Annotated in this window: 16 protein-coding genes and 1 pseudogene; 12 read left to right on the top strand and 5 right to left on the bottom strand. The window is 60.4% G+C overall.

What is annotated here, in order from left to right; all coding sequences use genetic code 11:
• Positions 1-136: 136 nt before the first annotated feature.
• Positions 137-895, top strand: coding sequence for an SDR family oxidoreductase (locus tag KVQ74_RS23600; protein WP_217833782.1), 759 nt, complete (start codon positions 137-139; stop codon positions 893-895).
• Positions 896-963: 68 nt separating this feature from the next.
• On the opposite strand, the gene apbC is transcribed toward KVQ74_RS23600, so the two are convergent.
• A complete protein-coding gene (apbC, locus tag KVQ74_RS23595; protein WP_217833781.1) occupies positions 964-2058 on the bottom strand; it encodes an iron-sulfur cluster carrier protein ApbC in 1095 nt (364 codons plus the stop codon).
• A gap of 153 nt (positions 2059-2211) precedes the next feature.
• On the opposite strand from apbC, the gene metG reads away from it, so the two are divergent.
• The 8 genes and pseudogenes from metG to KVQ74_RS23555 all read left to right on the top strand — a co-directional run bounded on the left by metG (position 2212) and on the right by KVQ74_RS23555 (position 9245).
• Positions 2212-4260, top strand: coding sequence for a methionine--tRNA ligase (gene metG / locus KVQ74_RS23590; protein WP_217833780.1), 2049 nt, complete (start codon positions 2212-2214; stop codon positions 4258-4260).
• 132 nt (positions 4261-4392) lie between these two features.
• On the top strand, positions 4393-4962 hold the full coding sequence (locus KVQ74_RS23585) for an electron transport complex protein RnfA (protein WP_217833779.1): 570 nt from the start codon (positions 4393-4395) through the stop codon (positions 4960-4962).
• Positions 4963-4979: 17 nt separating this feature from the next.
• Positions 4980-5354, top strand: a pseudogene (gene rsxB / locus KVQ74_RS29665) (electron transport complex subunit RsxB); the annotation flags it as partial.
• A gap of 805 nt (positions 5355-6159) precedes the next feature.
• Complete coding sequence (locus KVQ74_RS23575; RefSeq protein ID WP_217833777.1) at positions 6160-7143, top strand: RnfABCDGE type electron transport complex subunit D; 984 nt, start codon at positions 6160-6162, stop codon at positions 7141-7143.
• A complete protein-coding gene (locus KVQ74_RS23570) occupies positions 7140-7745 on the top strand; it encodes an RnfABCDGE type electron transport complex subunit G (protein WP_217833776.1) in 606 nt (201 codons plus the stop codon). Before KVQ74_RS23575 ends, KVQ74_RS23570 begins: the two co-directional genes overlap by 4 nt.
• Positions 7742-8323, top strand: coding sequence for an Rnf-Nqr domain containing protein (locus tag KVQ74_RS23565; RefSeq protein WP_217833775.1), 582 nt, complete (start codon positions 7742-7744; stop codon positions 8321-8323). Before KVQ74_RS23570 ends, KVQ74_RS23565 begins: the two co-directional genes overlap by 4 nt.
• A complete protein-coding gene (gene nth, locus KVQ74_RS23560) occupies positions 8320-8958 on the top strand; it encodes an endonuclease III (RefSeq protein WP_217833774.1) in 639 nt (212 codons plus the stop codon). Before KVQ74_RS23565 ends, nth begins: the two co-directional genes overlap by 4 nt.
• A 107-nt stretch (positions 8959-9065) precedes the next feature.
• Positions 9066-9245, top strand: coding sequence for a PA3496 family putative envelope integrity protein (locus tag KVQ74_RS23555; RefSeq protein WP_217833773.1), 180 nt, complete (start codon positions 9066-9068; stop codon positions 9243-9245).
• A gap of 84 nt (positions 9246-9329) precedes the next feature.
• Here the strand turns inward: KVQ74_RS23555 and KVQ74_RS23550 are convergent, their stop codons facing one another.
• Positions 9330-9956: a response regulator transcription factor gene (locus KVQ74_RS23550; protein WP_217833772.1), complete on the bottom strand. Its 627-nt coding sequence runs from the start codon at positions 9954-9956 to the stop codon at positions 9330-9332.
• 458 nt (positions 9957-10414) lie between these two features.
• Between KVQ74_RS23550 and KVQ74_RS23545 the strand changes: the two genes are divergently transcribed.
• Positions 10415-11062 (top strand): hypothetical protein, encoded by a 648-nt coding sequence (locus tag KVQ74_RS23545; RefSeq protein WP_217833771.1) that lies wholly within the window; start codon positions 10415-10417, stop codon positions 11060-11062.
• A 90-nt stretch (positions 11063-11152) separates the two neighbouring features.
• Here the strand turns inward: KVQ74_RS23545 and KVQ74_RS23540 are convergent, their stop codons facing one another.
• Both KVQ74_RS23540 and KVQ74_RS23535 read right to left on the bottom strand, forming a co-directional pair.
• Positions 11153-12370 (bottom strand): argininosuccinate synthase, encoded by a 1218-nt coding sequence (locus KVQ74_RS23540; RefSeq protein WP_217833770.1) that lies wholly within the window; start codon positions 12368-12370, stop codon positions 11153-11155.
• A 129-nt stretch (positions 12371-12499) separates the two neighbouring features.
• Complete coding sequence (locus KVQ74_RS23535; protein ID WP_217833769.1) at positions 12500-13408, bottom strand: flagellar protein MotY; 909 nt, start codon at positions 13406-13408, stop codon at positions 12500-12502.
• Positions 13409-13565: 157 nt separating this feature from the next.
• On the opposite strand from KVQ74_RS23535, the gene pyrC reads away from it, so the two are divergent.
• Positions 13566-14612 (top strand): dihydroorotase, encoded by a 1047-nt coding sequence (gene pyrC / locus KVQ74_RS23530; protein WP_217833768.1) that lies wholly within the window; start codon positions 13566-13568, stop codon positions 14610-14612.
• A complete protein-coding gene (gene rnt, locus KVQ74_RS23525; RefSeq protein ID WP_217833767.1) occupies positions 14609-15286 on the top strand; it encodes a ribonuclease T in 678 nt (225 codons plus the stop codon). Before pyrC ends, rnt begins: the two co-directional genes overlap by 4 nt.
• Positions 15287-15350: 64 nt before the next feature.
• Here rnt and KVQ74_RS23520 read toward each other — a convergent pair whose 3' ends face one another.
• Positions 15351-15953 (bottom strand): peroxiredoxin, encoded by a 603-nt coding sequence (locus KVQ74_RS23520; protein ID WP_007963972.1) that lies wholly within the window; start codon positions 15951-15953, stop codon positions 15351-15353.
• Positions 15954-16074: the final 121 nt, after the last annotated feature.

Below are 16074 nucleotides of genomic sequence, written 5' to 3'. Positions count from 1 at the left end.
CGAAAAAACGGACAGGCGCCCGGGATACGTACCGATCACGCCATCGGGGCAATTCTCATGTGCAACCGGCCAGGCCAGGCGCAGATCGAGAGGCTCCGCGAAGGACACCACTCTGACCTGCTATCGGGGCATGCGAATGCAACTCAACGACAAAGTAATCATTATCACCGGCGGTTGCCAGGGTTTGGGCCGCTCCATGGCGGAGTATTTCGCCGGCAAGGGCGCGAAGCTGGCACTGGTCGATCTGAATCAGGAAAAGCTCGACGCCGCCGTGGCCGCCTGCAAGGCCAAGGGTGTCGAGGCGCGCAGCTATCTGTGCAACGTCGCCAATGAAGAGCAGGTGACCCACATGGTCGCCCAGGTCGCCGAAGATTTCGGCGCGATCCACGGCCTGATCAACAACGCCGGGATTCTGCGCGATGGCCTGCTGCTCAAGGTCAAGGACGGCGAAATGACCAAGATGAGCCTGGCCCAATGGCAGGCGGTGATCGACGTCAACCTGACCGGCGTGTTCCTCTGCACCCGTGAAGTGGCGGCAAAAATGGTCGAGCTGAAGAACAGCGGCGCGATCATCAATATCTCGTCGATTTCCCGTGCGGGCAACGTCGGCCAGACCAACTACTCCGCCGCCAAGGCCGGCGTCGCCGCAGCGACCGTGACCTGGGCCAAGGAACTGGCGCGCTACGGGATTCGCGTGGCCGGCATCGCGCCAGGCTTCATCGAAACCGAAATGACCCTGGGCATGAAACCGGAAGCGCTGGAGAAGATGACCTCCGGCATCCCGCTCAAGCGCATGGGCAAACCGGAAGAGATCGCCCATTCGGCGGCGTACATCTTCGAGAATGACTACTACACCGGCCGGATTCTGGAGATGGATGGCGGGTTGCGGATCTGACTTCTGTCGCGCAATGAAAAACGCCCCGGTGCACAGGCACCGGGGCGTTTTTGTTTAAACCACAGGCATCAATCGTCGCTGATGGTGATGTTCGGCATCGCCGGGCTCGCCGCTTCCTGCAACACGATGCGCGCGCCGACGTGGCGGGCCAGTTCCTGGTAGACCATCGCAATCTGGCTATCCGGCTCGGAAATCACCGTCGGCTTGCCACCATCGGCCTGCTCGCGGATCAGCATCGACAGCGGCAGCGAGGCCAGCAGTTCGACGCCGTACTGGGTCGCCAGTTTCTCACCGCCACCCTCACCGAACAGATGCTCGGCATGCCCGCAGTTCGAGCAGATGTGGACGGCCATGTTCTCCACCACGCCCAGCACCGGAATGTTGACCTTGCGGAACATTTCCACGCCTTTGCGGGCGTCGAGCAGCGCCAGGTCCTGCGGCGTGGTGACGATCACCGCACCGGCCACCGGGACTTTCTGCGCCAGGGTCAACTGGATGTCGCCAGTGCCTGGCGGCATGTCGATCACCAGATAGTCCAGGTCGCCCCAGGCCGTCTGCGTGACCAGTTGCAACAGTGCGCCGGAGACCATCGGCCCGCGCCAGACCATCGGCGTGTTGTCGTCGGTCAGGAACGCCATCGACATGACTTCCACGCCGTGAGCCTTGATCGGCACGAACCACTTCTGGTCCTTGACCTCGGGACGGGTACGCTCGGGAATGCCGAACATGATGCCCTGGCTCGGGCCATAGATGTCGGCGTCGAGAATCCCCACCCTGGCGCCCTCGCGAGCCAGTGCCAGCGCGAGGTTGGCGGCGGTGGTCGACTTGCCCACGCCGCCCTTGCCGGACGCCACGGCCACGACGTTCTTGACGTTTGCCAGGCCCGGAATCTGCGCCTGGGCCTTGTGCGCGGCGATCACGCTGTTGACTTCGACTTTGGCGCTGACCACGCCCTCGAGGTTTTCGATCGCCAGTTGCAGCAGTTGCGCCCAACCGCTCTTGAACAGACCGGCGGCATAGCCGATTTCCAGTTGCACGCTGACGCGGTCGCCCTGGATCTCGATCTGGCGCACGCAACCGGCGCTGACCGGATCCTGGTTCAGGTAAGGGTCGGTGTATTGGCTGAGGACGGCTTCCACCGCTGCGCGAGTGACGGCGCTCATGGGCAACTCCGATAACAAGACTGGGAAAAGATGGCGGCTATCCTACCCCTTCTGCCCGGCGGACGGCATGTCCGGCAACGATTTGCAGGGGTGAAATATCTTTCCCGGCGCTTTATAGTGGCCGACCTCCGTTTCATCAAGTAGCGAAGCCCCATGTCCGAGCCACGCAAGATCCTCGTCACCAGCGCCCTGCCCTACGCCAACGGTTCGATCCACCTTGGCCATATGCTGGAATACATCCAGACCGATATGTGGGTGCGCTTCCAGAAGCATCGCGGCAATCAATGCATCTACGTCTGCGCCGACGACGCCCATGGTTCGGCGATCATGCTGCGCGCGGAAAAGGAAGGCATCACCCCGGAACAGCTGATCGCCAACGTCCAGGCCGAACACAGCGGCGACTTCGCCGACTTCCTGGTGGACTTCGACAACTTCCACTCCACTCACGCCGAAGAAAACCGTGAGCTGTCGAGCCAGATCTACCTCAAGCTGCGTGACGCCGGGCACATCGCCACGCGCTCGATCACCCAGTATTTCGACCCGGAAAAGAAAATGTTCCTGGCCGACCGCTTCATCAAGGGCACCTGCCCGAAATGTGGCACCGAAGACCAGTACGGCGACAACTGCGAAAAGTGCGGCGCGACCTACGCTCCGACCGACCTGAAGGATCCGAAGTCGGCAATCTCCGGCGCCACCCCGGTACTCAAGGATTCCCAGCACTTCTTCTTCAAGCTCCCGGACTTTCAGCAGATGCTGCAGACCTGGACCCGCAGCGGCACCTTGCAGGACGCCGTCGCCAACAAGATCGCCGAGTGGCTGGACGCCGGCCTGCAACAGTGGGACATCTCCCGCGATGCGCCGTACTTCGGCTTCGAGATCCCCGACGAGCCGGGCAAGTACTTCTACGTGTGGCTGGATGCGCCGATCGGCTACATGGCCAGCTTCAAGAACCTGTGCAACCGCACGCCGGAACTGGACTTCGACGCGTTCTGGGGCAAGGACTCCACCGCCGAGCTGTACCACTTCATCGGCAAGGACATCGTCAACTTCCACGCCCTGTTCTGGCCTGCCATGCTCGAAGGCGCCGGCTACCGCAAGCCGACCGGGATCAACGTACACGGCTATCTGACCGTCAACGGCCAGAAGATGTCCAAGTCCCGTGGCACCTTCATCAAGGCGCGCACCTACCTGGATCACCTGTCGCCGGAATACCTGCGCTATTACTACGCGTCCAAGCTGGGCCGTGGCGTCGATGACCTCGACCTGAACCTCGAAGACTTCGTGCAGAAGGTCAACTCCGACCTGGTCGGTAAAGTGGTCAACATCGCCAGCCGTTGCGCCGGGTTCATCCACAAGGGCAACGCCGGCCTGCTGGTCGACAACAACGCCGCGCCCGAGCTGACCGAAGCGTTCCTGGCCGCCGCGCCGAGCATCGCCGACGCCTATGAAGCCCGTGACTTTGCCCGCGCGATGCGCGAAACCATGGCCCTGGCCGACCGCGCCAACGCCTGGATCGCCGACAAGGCGCCATGGTCGCTGAACAAGCAGGAAGGCAAGCAGGATGAAGTCCAGGCGATCTGCGCCACCGGCATCAACCTGTTCCGCCAACTGGTGATCTTCCTCAAACCGGTGCTGCCGCTGCTGGCCGCCGATGCCGAGGCGTTCCTCAACGTCGCCCCGCTGACCTGGAACGACCACACCACCCTGCTGGCCAATCATCAGCTGAACCAGTTCAAGCCACTGATGACCCGCATCGACCCGGTAAAAGTGCAAGCCATGACCGACGCCTCGAAGGAAGACCTGACCGCCAGCCAGACCGACACCGGCGCCGCACCGGCGGGCAACGGCGAACTGGCCAAGGATCCGCTGTCGCCGGAAATCGACTTCGACACCTTCGCCGCCGTCGACCTGCGCGTGGCGCTGATCGTCAAGGCCGAAGCCGTGGAGGGCGCCGACAAGCTGCTGCGCCTGACCCTGGATATCGGTGACGAGCAACGCAACGTGTTCTCCGGGATCAAGAGCGCTTACCCGGACCCGTCCAAGCTCGATGGTCGCCTGACCATGATGATCGCCAACCTCAAGCCACGGAAAATGAAGTTCGGCATTTCCGAAGGCATGGTGATGGCGGCCGGCCCTGGCGGTGAAGAAATCTACCTGCTGAGCCCGGACAGCGGCGCCAAGCCGGGTCAGCGCATCAAGTAACGCCCGGTTGCCGATCGATCCCACAGGCGCGCCCCGTGCGCCTGTGGGATTTTTCATATCTGGCCGACCCTCCGCGCGTGCCGGATAATGCCTAACCTTAAGTGACACACGCCCGTTCCTGCCGGCAGAACCATGACCGAATTCGTGCTAACGCTGTTCAGTGCTGCACTGATCAACAACTTCGTGTTGCACTGGCCGCTGGGCGTCGATCCGCTGCTGGCGGGCGAGCGAAGCAAAGTGCATGCGCTGGGCCTGGCGACTGCCTGCCTGATGTTGGTCGTCGGCGTGATCGGCTACGCGCTCTGGCACTGGCTGCTGGTGCCGCTGCAACTGGAGGCGTTGCGTCTGTTCGTGTTCCTGCCGCTCAGCGTGCTGCTGATCGCGCCGTTGCTGAAACAGCTGGCACGCTGGCTGCCGAACCTGTCCTTCGACGGTTTGTGGCCGCTGTTGCTGGGCAATGCCGGCGTGCTCGGGCTGACGCTGATGAATGCGCAAGCCGACAAGGGCCTGCCGCACGCACTGGCGCTGAGCCTTGGCGCCGGCCTGGGTTTCTGGCTGGTGCTGAGCCTGTTCAGCGACTTGCGCGAACGCACCGCCGACAACGATATTCCCCTGCCCTTTCGCGGCCTGCCGATCCAATTGATCGGCGCCGGATTGCTGGCCGTGGCTTTTCTCGGATTCAGTGGACTGATCAAAACATGAGTCTGATTCAACACATCGACGCCCTGCTGCCGCAGACCCAATGCGGCAAATGCGGCCATCCCGGGTGCAAGCCGTACGCCGAAGGGATTGCTGCCGGGGAACCGATCAACAAATGCCCGCCGGGTGGTGACGAAACCATCGAGGCCCTGGCCGAGCTGCTGAAAATTCCGGTGCTGGAACTGGACATCAGTCGCGGTTCGGCACCGCCCCAGGTCGCCTACATCCGCGAGGCCGAATGCATCGGCTGCACCAAGTGCATCCAGGCCTGCCCGATCGACGCCATCGTGGGCGCGGCCAAACTGATGCACACCGTACTCATCGACGAATGCACCGGTTGCGATCTGTGCGTGGCGCCCTGCCCGGTCGATTGCATCGAGATGCGTCCGCTGCCGCCGGGCACATTGCCGGTGATCGGCGGCCTGCTCGGCAGCCTCGAAGATCAACAGGCCCGCACCGCCAAACGCAATCACGCCCGGCAACGCTTCGAACGGCGCAATACCCGGCTGCAACGGGAAGAACAGCAGAAACAGGCCGAGCGCGAGGCTCGGGCCAGGAAAACCGTTCAGGTCGAAACCACCACACTCGACCCGGTACAGGCCGCGCTGGAGCGAGTGCGCGCACAGAAAGCCGCGACCGCCGACGCGGCATTGAAAAAAGCCAAAATCGATGTCGCGATGAGCCGCGCGCAACTGCACAAATCGCTGAAAGCCTTCGGTCATCCGCCGACGTTCGACCAGCAAGCGCAATTGATTGTGCTGCAACAGCAATTCGACGCCGCCGAGCAGGCCCTGGAAAAACTGGAAAGCCAGGCTGTTCCCGGCCCCACTGCGGCGACTCCGGCGCCGATAAAAGACGCCGAGCTGAAACGGGCAAAAATCCAGTTGGCGATGCGCCGTGCCGAATTGAAAAAGGCGCAGACGGCACAAGCTCCAGCGGAGCAACTCGCCGGCCTCGAACAGGCCTTGCGCGACGCTGAGCAAGCCCTGCACGACGCGGAGGCGGCCAGCGATCAACCGCAACCCGACCTGGTACGTGTCGAAAAACGCCCGATCGACACCCGTCTTCGTCAGTTGAAAACCGAATTGGCCTACGCCCGCGCCGACCTCAACAAACTCGAGCGACACGCCGACTCGGCCACCGAAGCACTGGAAAAAGCCCGTGCACGCCTGCAAGAGGCCGAACGCCAGGTACAAGCTCATGTCACCCCTTGAAAGCCGTGACGAGCGTCTGCAACAGGCAATGAAGCTGGTTTTGCTGGCGACGCTGCCGGGGTTGCTGGCCCTTTTCTGGCTTTACGGCTGGGGAGTGTTGATCAACTTGTTGCTATCGGTCGCTACCGCGCTGGCGGTCGAGGCCACTGTGATTCATCTGCGTCGCCAGCCGCTGCGCCCGACGCTGACCGATGGCAGTGCCGTGGTCAGCGCCACGCTTCTGGCGGTGGCCCTGCCACCGTATTGCCCGTGGTGGCTGACGGTCACCGCGATCGCTTCGGGCTTGCTGCTCGGCAAGCATCTGTATGGCGGCGTCGGCAAAAACCCGTTCAATCCGGCGATGCTCGGCTTCGCCCTGGCGATGGTGTTGTTCCCACAGCCGATGACTCAATGGCCGGCCCACAGCATGGATTTGACCAGCGCCGTGCAGCAGGTTTTCAACCTGGGCCAGGCACCGGATGCCTGGGTTCAGGCCACGGCGCTGGACAGCCTGCGGATCAACAAGAGCCTGACCATCGACGAGTTGTTTGCCGGCAACCCGGCGTTCGGCCGCTTCGGCGGTCACGGGGTTGAATGGGTGAACCTCGCCTTTCTTGCCGGCGGGCTGCTGCTTCTGCAGCGTCGGGTGTTCGGCTGGCAGGCGCCGGTCGGCATGCTCGCCAGCCTGTTCGTCGTCAGTCTGCTGTGCTGGAACGGCTCGGGGTCCGACTCCCACGGCTCGCCCCTGTTTCACCTGCTGAGCGGCGCCACCATGCTCGGTGCATTTTTCATCGTCACCGAACCGGTGTCCGGCGCCAAAAGCCCGCTCGCGCGCCTGTTGTTCGGCGTCGGCGTGGGTTGCCTGACGTACCTGATTCGCACCTGGGGCGGCTACCCTGACGGTGTGGCGTTCGCGGTGCTGTTGATGAACCTCTGCGTCCCCGCCCTCGAGCGCTTCGCCAGCCGTCGCCAGCAGCAGGTGAGACCATGAACCGAACGGCGAGCGCACTGGCCATTTTGCTGTTGGCGGCGGCAGGCGCTGGTCTGACCTGGTTCGTGCAACACAGCAGCGCACCGCAGATAGCCGCCGAACAACGCCTGATCGACAGCCGCAAGCTGCTCGACGTCCTGGCCTCCGACAGCTACGACAATCAGCCACTGGAACAACCGCTGCCACTGGCCGCTGTCGATCTCGACCACAGCCGGTTGCTGGGCGGCTATCGGGCAACCCGCAACGGGCAGAGCGTCGCAGTCTTGTTGCGCAGCCAGACGCAAGGTTACTCCGGCACCATCGAACTGCTGATTGCCATCGACCCCAACGGCCGGTTGCTTGGGGTGAAAACCCTCGCGCAATCCGAGACGCCAGCACTGGGCGGTCATCTCGGTGACTGGCCGAATGCCTGGCTGCAACGGTTTACCGGCAAGTCGCGCACAGATCCCGCCGATGCGGGCTGGGCGCTGAAAAAGGATCAAGGACAATTCGATCAGATGGCTGGCGCGACCATCACTTCGCGAGCAGCCATCCATGCCATCCACGACGCGCTGCGCTATTTCGACGAACACCGGTCGATATTGCTGGGGAGCGGCACATGAAAAACCCGGCGACGCTGGTCAACTCACTGATGCTGGTCTTGCTGCTCGGTGCCACGGGATCGCTGCGGGATGCATTGGCAACGCTGTTGATGTTTACCGCCGTGATCGGCGCCTACGGCGTGAGCATGCGGCCGTTGCGCTTGCGACTGACGCCTCAGAGCCTGTTGCTGGCCAGCGTGATTTTGGCCGCCACTCTGAGCAGTTGCTTCGCTATCCTCTTGCAGCGCTGGTCCTTGCCATGGCAGCAGAGCGTCGAGCTCTATATCGGCCTGATCGCCTTGCAATGCGTCGTGCTGGAACATAACGAATTCTTCCGCCAAGCGCTGAGCGCACGACTGAAGCGCTGCGTACAATTTGCCGGCTTGCTGGTGCTACTGGCCTTGTTGCGCGAATCGATCGGTCACGGCAGCATCGGTCGTCATCTCTCCGAACACTGGCAGGGCCTGGTGTTGTTCAGCGCAGGCTTGCCGCTGGCGACGATAACCGCCGGTGGTTTCATTCTGCTGGGATTGCTGCTCGCCGCTTGTCAGGCCTGGACTCGCCCTACCGCTCCCTCCAAGGAATCGCCTCACCCATGAATGCCGCAAAACGTCTGGAAATTTTCCGCAGGCTCCATGAAGACAACCCGGAACCGAAGACCGAGCTGGCGTATTCCTCGCCTTTCGAACTGTTGATTGCGGTGATTCTCTCGGCGCAATCGACCGACGTCGGGGTCAACAAGGCGACGGCCAAACTGTTTCCGGTGGCCAACACGCCGTCGGCGATTCACGCATTGGGTGTCGAGGGTTTGTCGGAGTACATCAAGACCATCGGCCTCTATAACAGCAAAGCCAAGAATGTCATCGAGACTTGCCGCTTGCTGGTCGAGCGTCATGACAGCGAAGTCCCGCAGACCCGCGAAGAACTCGAAGCGCTGCCGGGCGTCGGCCGAAAAACCGCCAACGTGGTGCTCAACACCGCTTTCCGGCAACTGACCATGGCGGTCGACACGCATATTTTTCGGGTCAGCAATCGCACCGGCATCGCGCCGGGGAAAAACGTGGTCGAGGTGGAAAACAAGCTGATGAAGTTTGTGCCCAAGGAATACCTGCTCGATTCCCATCACTGGCTGATTCTTCACGGCCGTTACGTGTGCCTGGCGCGCAAGCCACGCTGCGGTAGCTGTCGGATCGAGGACTTGTGCGAGTACAAACACAAAACCTCGGACGATTGATCGGTTATTACCTTTATTGATTGTTCGATTGAAAAAATCTTTTTTACCACTCGCTGGAATATCGATATAAGAAGCGCCAAAGGCAGTCTCAGCCTGGAGTTGACTTTATGAGTACCAGCAAAGAGCAATTGGAAGCAGATGATGACTTCACCACCACGGATGCCGATGACGCCGAACCCGTGGTCGAAGTCGCCAAGACCAACCTGAGCAAGCGCCGCACCATCGACAACCTGCTGGAGGAGCGCCGACTGCAAAAGCAATTGGCCGATTACGATTTTGATCTTTGATATTTGAAAGCCTCCCGAAATGGAGGCTTTTTACTTTTCAGCGTGAACTGAATCCGATCAGCCCATGTGCCTGTCACTTCCCTCTCAGACCAACCCGTTGCGTTGCGCCAGTTCGATCAGATCCACCAGCGACCGTGCATTGAGCTTCAACAGCAGTCGGGTCTTGTAGGTGCTGACGGTCTTGTTGCTGAGAAACATGCCATCGGCGATTTCCTTGTTGGTCTTGCCCCGGGCCAGTTGCTGCAACACCATCATTTCGCGCCCGGAAAGCCGATCGACCATATCCGCTTCACTGGCATTCCCCAAACTGGTGCGCACCGTATGCAACGCCTGGTTCGGGAAATAGCTGTAACCCGACAATACGGCCTTGATCGCACTGAGCAACTCGGTCAGGTCCTGTTGCTTGCACACATAGCCTGCCGCCCCCGACTGCATGCAGCGCATGGAAAAATGCCCCGGCGCCTGGGAAGTCAACACCAGCACTTTCAATGGCATCGCCGTCGTGGTCAGGCGCGCAATAACTTCCAGACCGTCAAGTTTCGGAATTCCGATATCCAGAATGACGATATCCGGCATTTGTTCCCGGGCAAGTTGCAGTGCATCCACTCCGTTATCGGTTTCGGCAATGACTTCGTAGCCATGACGTTCCATCAGCATACGTACCGCAAGACGAATGACGGGGTGATCATCCACGATCAGCACTTTATTCATGGGCAAGTCCAGTTTCGCTGTTCGAATTTTTAGAGCCAGCACAATAACGTAGTCATTTCGCCCATGGCATGCCGCTGCTTCGATCGACTTGCAGCAAGAGACATTCCCTACAGCCAACAAAGACTATTCCTACAAAAAAACGCACCTGTGCATAACACCGACAAAAAAGTCTGCGGTCTGGACGAGAATTTCCGGTCTTTTTTCCGCCATACGCATCCGACATACCCATACTTCGGGTAACTGTCAGCGACGAAATAACGCCTTGCCTGCGATGAGACTTCCAGCCCGGCAACTAAAAGCCTTGTCTGTAAATCCCGCGCTCCTTCCACAACGATATGAAACAACGCACCGCTATTCAGAACACAGTATTTGCGATAAACACTGAACCCAACTGCATAGACGCTTCCCCGACCATCAGCCGACAACTAACGAGATAACCCTATCGATGAGCCATGCCCATGCTGAAGATCAAAAAGAAAATTTCCAACCCGATGACTGTCATCGCCATATTCGCCGTCATCTCCGAAACCTCGGCCGCCGTTTCCCTGCCGTTCCTGGAGAATAAGGAGAGGGAAATATACGTCTGGTTCCTGATCAGCTTTCCGTTCTATTTGTTGTTCCTTTTCTTTATCACCCTGAATTTCAACTATCGATCCCTGTATTCACCTTCCGACTTTGAAAAGGACAAGAACTTTCTAAAGGCCAGAGAACGCCAGGAACGCGACAACAAACGAAGTGGACCGTCGAACGCTCGTATGGGGCATGAAACTTACACTGCAACGGATCCACCGGACAGACTTGCAGCAGCAATCAACCTGATCGTCCAGCACCATATTCACTTGCCTGAATCAATGCACAACCTGCAAATAATAGATATTCGTCAACTGGACTTTAAATTCGACCTTGCAAGCATTCTGGAAAAAATCCGACACCCGACAAGGAGAAACTCCCGACTGGTGGTCATTATTTCCAATGACATGTCAGATAATTTACTCAAGGAAAACCTGATACGACACGCCAAAGACGCAAAGAAAAGCAACAATACAACTCACTGTATTATTTACAACACACGCTCATACGGAGTAACGATTGTCGGGCAGATATAACGAGCGGCCAAACCGGCGGCAGACAGACATTCATAAAAAAACGGCCATGTCCGAAGACATGGCCGTTTTTTCACTACCCGTTCCGAGGAATCAGAACAGCTTGCGGCCCTTGTTGGCAGCAATACGCATGCGCAGCGCGTTGAGCTTGATGAAGCCCGCCGCGTCGGCCTGGTTGTAGGCGCCGCCGTCTTCTTCGAAGGTCGCGATGTTGGCGTCGAACAGCGAATCGTCGGACTTGCGGCCGGTCACGATCACGTTGCCCTTGTACAGCTTCAGGCGCACGACACCGTTCACGTTGACCTGGGAAGCGTCGATCATCTGTTGCAGCATCAGACGCTCAGGGCTCCACCAGTAGCCGGTGTAGATCAGGCTGGCGTACTTGGCCATCAACTCGTCTTTGAGGTGAGCGACTTCGCGGTCCAGAGTGATCGATTCGATGGCGCGGTGAGCGCGCAGCATGATGGTGCCGCCCGGGGTTTCGTAGCAGCCACGGGACTTCATGCCGACGTAACGGTTTTCAACGATGTCCAGACGGCCGATACCGTGGGCGCCGCCGATCTTGTTCAGGGTCGCCAGTACGGTGGCCGGCGTCATATCGACGCCGTCCAGCGCAACGATGTCGCCGTTGCGGTAGGTCAGTTCCAGGTACTGCGGGGCGTCGGGAGCGTTCTCCGGGGAGACGGTCCAGCGCCACATGTCTTCTTCGTGCTCGGTCCAGGTGTCTTCCAGCACGCCGCCTTCATAGGAGATGTGCAGCAGGTTGGCATCCATCGAGTACGGGGACTTTTTCTTGCCGTGACGTTCGATCGGGATCGCGTGCTTCTCGGCGTAGTCCATCAGCTTCTCGCGGGACAGCAGGTCCCACTCGCGCCATGGAGCAATCACTTTCACGCCTGGCTTGAGCGCGTAGGCACCCAGCTCGAAACGCACCTGGTCGTTGCCCTTGCCGGTGGCGCCGTGGGAAATGGCGTCGGCGCCGGTTTCGTTGGCGATTTCGATCAGACGCTTGGCGATCAGCGGACGCGCGATGGAAGTGCCCAGCAGGTACTCGCCTTCGTAAACGGTGTTGGCGCGAAACATCGGGAACACGAAGTCACGCACGAATTCTTCGCGCAGGTCGTCGATGTAGATTTCTTTGACGCCCATGGCCTGAGCCTTGGCGCGAGCCGGCTCGACCTCTTCGCCCTGACCCAGGTCAGCGGTGAAGGTCACCACTTCACAGTTATAAGTATCCTGCAGCCACTTGAGGATCACCGAAGTGTCCAGGCCGCCGGAATACGCCAGAACGACCTTGTTTACGTCCGCCATGCCATCACTCCACGGGGTTCTACGGAAAGCCGAGGAGTCTACCGCTCCGACGCGATAATTTACAGAGGGGCGACAGCTTAAGACGACAAAGCGACAGAATCTGTCGAGGGCGCGACGATGACCGTCGGGTCAGGAAGTCGTCGCCGCCGTGGCCGGCGTACTGGCCTGAGGCGCCGGAGCCGCGGCCGGCGCCACCCGCGTCAGATGCACGTTGACCCGGCGGTTCTTCGCCCGGTTCGCGGCATTGGTGTTCGGCACCAGCGGATAGCGCTCACCGTGGAAACGCACGGTGATCTGCGATTCCTGAATGCCGTTGGCCTTGAAGAAGTCGACCACCGCCAGCGCGCGACGGCGCGACAGCTCACGGTTGGTCAGGCGATTGCCGCTGTTGTCCGAGTGACCGTCGAGTTCGATGTGATTGACCGTCGGGTCGGCCTTCATGTATTCGAGCATCACCTGCAACTTGGCTCGTGCGGCGGCATCCAGCTCGATGCCCTCGCCGGGGAAACCGATCTGCGACTGTTTGACCTGATCGAAATTCTGCGGCAACAGTTTCGCCACGCAGGTCTGATAGTCGTTGAACGCCTTGCTGAACTTGACCGGCAACAGGCGCACTTCCGACACCCGGCCATCGCCCGCCGCGTGACGCACCACCGGGCTGCGACCGTCCATCAGACCGCTGATAAGCTGGCCGGCCTGGGCTTGCGAGCTGTTGAACAGCACATTGCCGCTACCCAGCCGAACCGTGCCCAGATTGAGGTCGCCGCGTCCCGGCTGCCACGGCGCGGCCGCCGCCAGCAAGGTCGCCGAACCGCCGCCGAGCATCGCGTTGTAAGCGTTCAGGCGGAATGTCGCCTGTTCACCGGCCTTGCGCACGAACTGGCCCGAGCCGAAATCAGTGATCGGCTGCGTCAGGCGGCATTCGAACTTGTCGCCTTCGACCGTCCACTCAATGTTCTCCAGACGAGTCTGGTAGGTCAGTGCCATCGCGGGAAGGCTGGCAAACACACTGAGCAAGGCTAAATAACGCTGGCGCACGGGAGGCTCCATTGGCTTCTACAACAAAAAGACCGATACATACATTTACGGCATACCTATGGGATATCGGACGCTCGTCGCAAAACTTGATAGCGAGTGCCTGCAAGAGTCTTTTCCGGTAGGATTCGCCTCAGTTTGACCCGCCTGGAATCCCCTCATGTCCGACCGCCTGACCCTGCTGCGTCCCGACGACTGGCACATTCATCTTCGCGATGGTGCCGTGTTGACCAATACCGTTGCGGATGTCGCGCGCACCTTTGGTCGCGCAATCATCATGCCCAACCTGGTTCCGCCAGTGCGCAACGCCGCTGAAGCCGACGGCTATCGCCAGCGGATTCTCGCTGCCCGCCCGGCCGGCAGTCGTTTCGAACCGCTGATGGTGCTGTACCTCACCGACCGTACCCAGCCCGAAGAAATTCGTGAAGCCAAGGCCAGCGGTTTCGTCCACGCGGCCAAGCTGTATCCGGCCGGCGCCACCACCAACTCCGATTCCGGGGTCACCAGCATCGACAAGATTTTCCCGGCGCTGGAAGCCATGGCCGAAGTCGGCATGCCGCTGTTGATCCACGGTGAAGTCACCCGTGGCGACGTAGACGTGTTCGACCGCGAGAAAATCTTCATCGACGAACACATGCGCCGTGTCGTCGAGCGCTTCCCGACGCTCAAGGTGGTGTTCGAACACATCACCACCGGTGACGCCGTGCAGTTCGTCAACGAGGCTTCGGCCAACGTCGGCGCCACCATCACCGCGCATCACCTGCTCTATAACCGCAACCACATGCTGGTTGGCGGGATCCGCCCGCACTTCTATTGCCTGCCGATCCTCAAGCGCAACACCCATCAGGAAGCCCTGCTCGATGCCGCCACCAGTGGCAGCGCGAAGTTCTTCCTGGGCACCGATTCGGCACCGCACGCCCAGCACGCCAAGGAAGCCGCCTGCGGCTGTGCCGGCTGCTACACCGCGTACGCTGCCATCGAGCTGTATGCCGAAGCGTTCGAACAGCGCAATGCGCTGGACAAACTCGAAGCGTTCGCCAGCCTCAACGGCCCGCGTTTCTACGGCCTGCCGGCCAACACCGACCGCATCACCCTGGTTCGTGACGAATGGACCGCCCCGAGCAGCCTGCCCTTCGGCGAGCTGACCGTCATCCCGCTGCGCGCCGGTGAAAAACTGCGCTGGCGCCTGCTGGAGGAACACGCGTGAGTGAAGACCATTTCGACGATGAACTGGACGGTCAAGGGGGTGGCGGCGGTTCCCGTCACCCGATGGCAGCGCGCTTTCGCGGTTACCTGCCGGTCGTCGTCGACGTAGAAACCGGTGGCTTCAATTCGGCCACCGACGCGTTGCTGGAGATTGCCGCGACCACCATCGCCATGGATGAAAAGGGTTTCGTCTACCCGGATCACACCTACTTCTTCCGCGTCGAGCCGTTCGAAGGCGCCAACATCGAAGCCGCCGCGCTGGAGTTCACCGGGATCAAACTCGATCACCCGCTGCGCATGGCGGTCAGTGAAGAAACGGCGCTGACCGACATCTTCCGTGGTCTGCGCAAGGCCCTGAAAGCCAATGGCTGCAAGCGGGCGATCCTGGTCGGGCACAACAGCAGTTTCGACCTGGGCTTCCTCAACGCCGCCGTCGCGCGGCTGGACATGAAGCGCAACCCGTTCCATCCGTTCTCCAGCTTCGACACCGCTACCCTCGCCGGCCTGGCGTACGGCCAGACGGTACTGGCGAAAGCCTGTCAGGCAGCGGGCATCGATTTCGACGGTCGTGAAGCGCACTCCGCGCGTTACGACACCGAAAAGACCGCCGAGCTGTTCTGCGGCATCGTCAACCGCTGGAAACAGATGGGCGGCTGGGAAGATTTCGACGACTGATTTCCCGCGCGCATAAAAAAACCGGCCACATGGGCCGGTTTTTTTATGCCTTGAAGCGCATGCCTTACAGGGCAGCGGCGTTCTCGGTCAGGTAAGCCGCAACGCCTTCTGGCGAAGCGTTCATGCCTTTGTCGCCTTTTTTCCAGTTGGCAGGGCAGACTTCGCCGTGCTCTTCGTGGAATTGCAGAGCGTCGACCAGACGGATCAGCTCTTCCATGTTACGGCCCAGCGGCAGGTCGTTGATGATCTGCGAGCGGACAACACCCTTGTCGTCGATCAGGAACGCGCCACGGAAAGCCACGCCGCCTTCGGACTCAACGTCGTAGGCCTTGGCGATTTCGTGCTTCATGTCGGCAGCCATGGTGTATTTCACCTGGCCGATGCCGCCGTTGTTGACCGGGGTGTTGCGCCAGGCGTTGTGGGTGAAGTGCGAGTCGATCGACACAGCGACCACTTCAACGTTGCGAGCCTTGAAGTCAGCCATGCGGTTGTCCAGAGCGATCAGCTCGGACGGGCAGACGAAGGTGAAGTCCAGCGGGTAGAAGAACACCAGGCCGTATTTGCCTTTGATGGCCGAGGACAGGGTGAAGCTGTCAACGATCTCGCCATTGCCGAGTACGGCCGGGACGGTGAAGTCAGGGGCTTGTTTGCCTACGAGTACGCTCATTGATATCTCCTGGTGTAAAAACTTGAAGTTCAAGGTTCGGGCCAGCCTGCCACCCTCAGGCGACAGCCCTGTGACACGAACCCTCTTCGCAAGGGGCGACCATCATACACTGCGCGTTTGG

The sequence above is a fragment of the Pseudomonas botevensis genome, assembly GCF_019145475.1.
In the GTDB taxonomy this organism is placed as follows: domain Bacteria; phylum Pseudomonadota; class Gammaproteobacteria; order Pseudomonadales; family Pseudomonadaceae; genus Aquipseudomonas; species Aquipseudomonas botevensis.
Note: the sequence above shows the minus strand (reverse complement) of the source record. Positions and strands in the feature narration are given on the sequence as shown.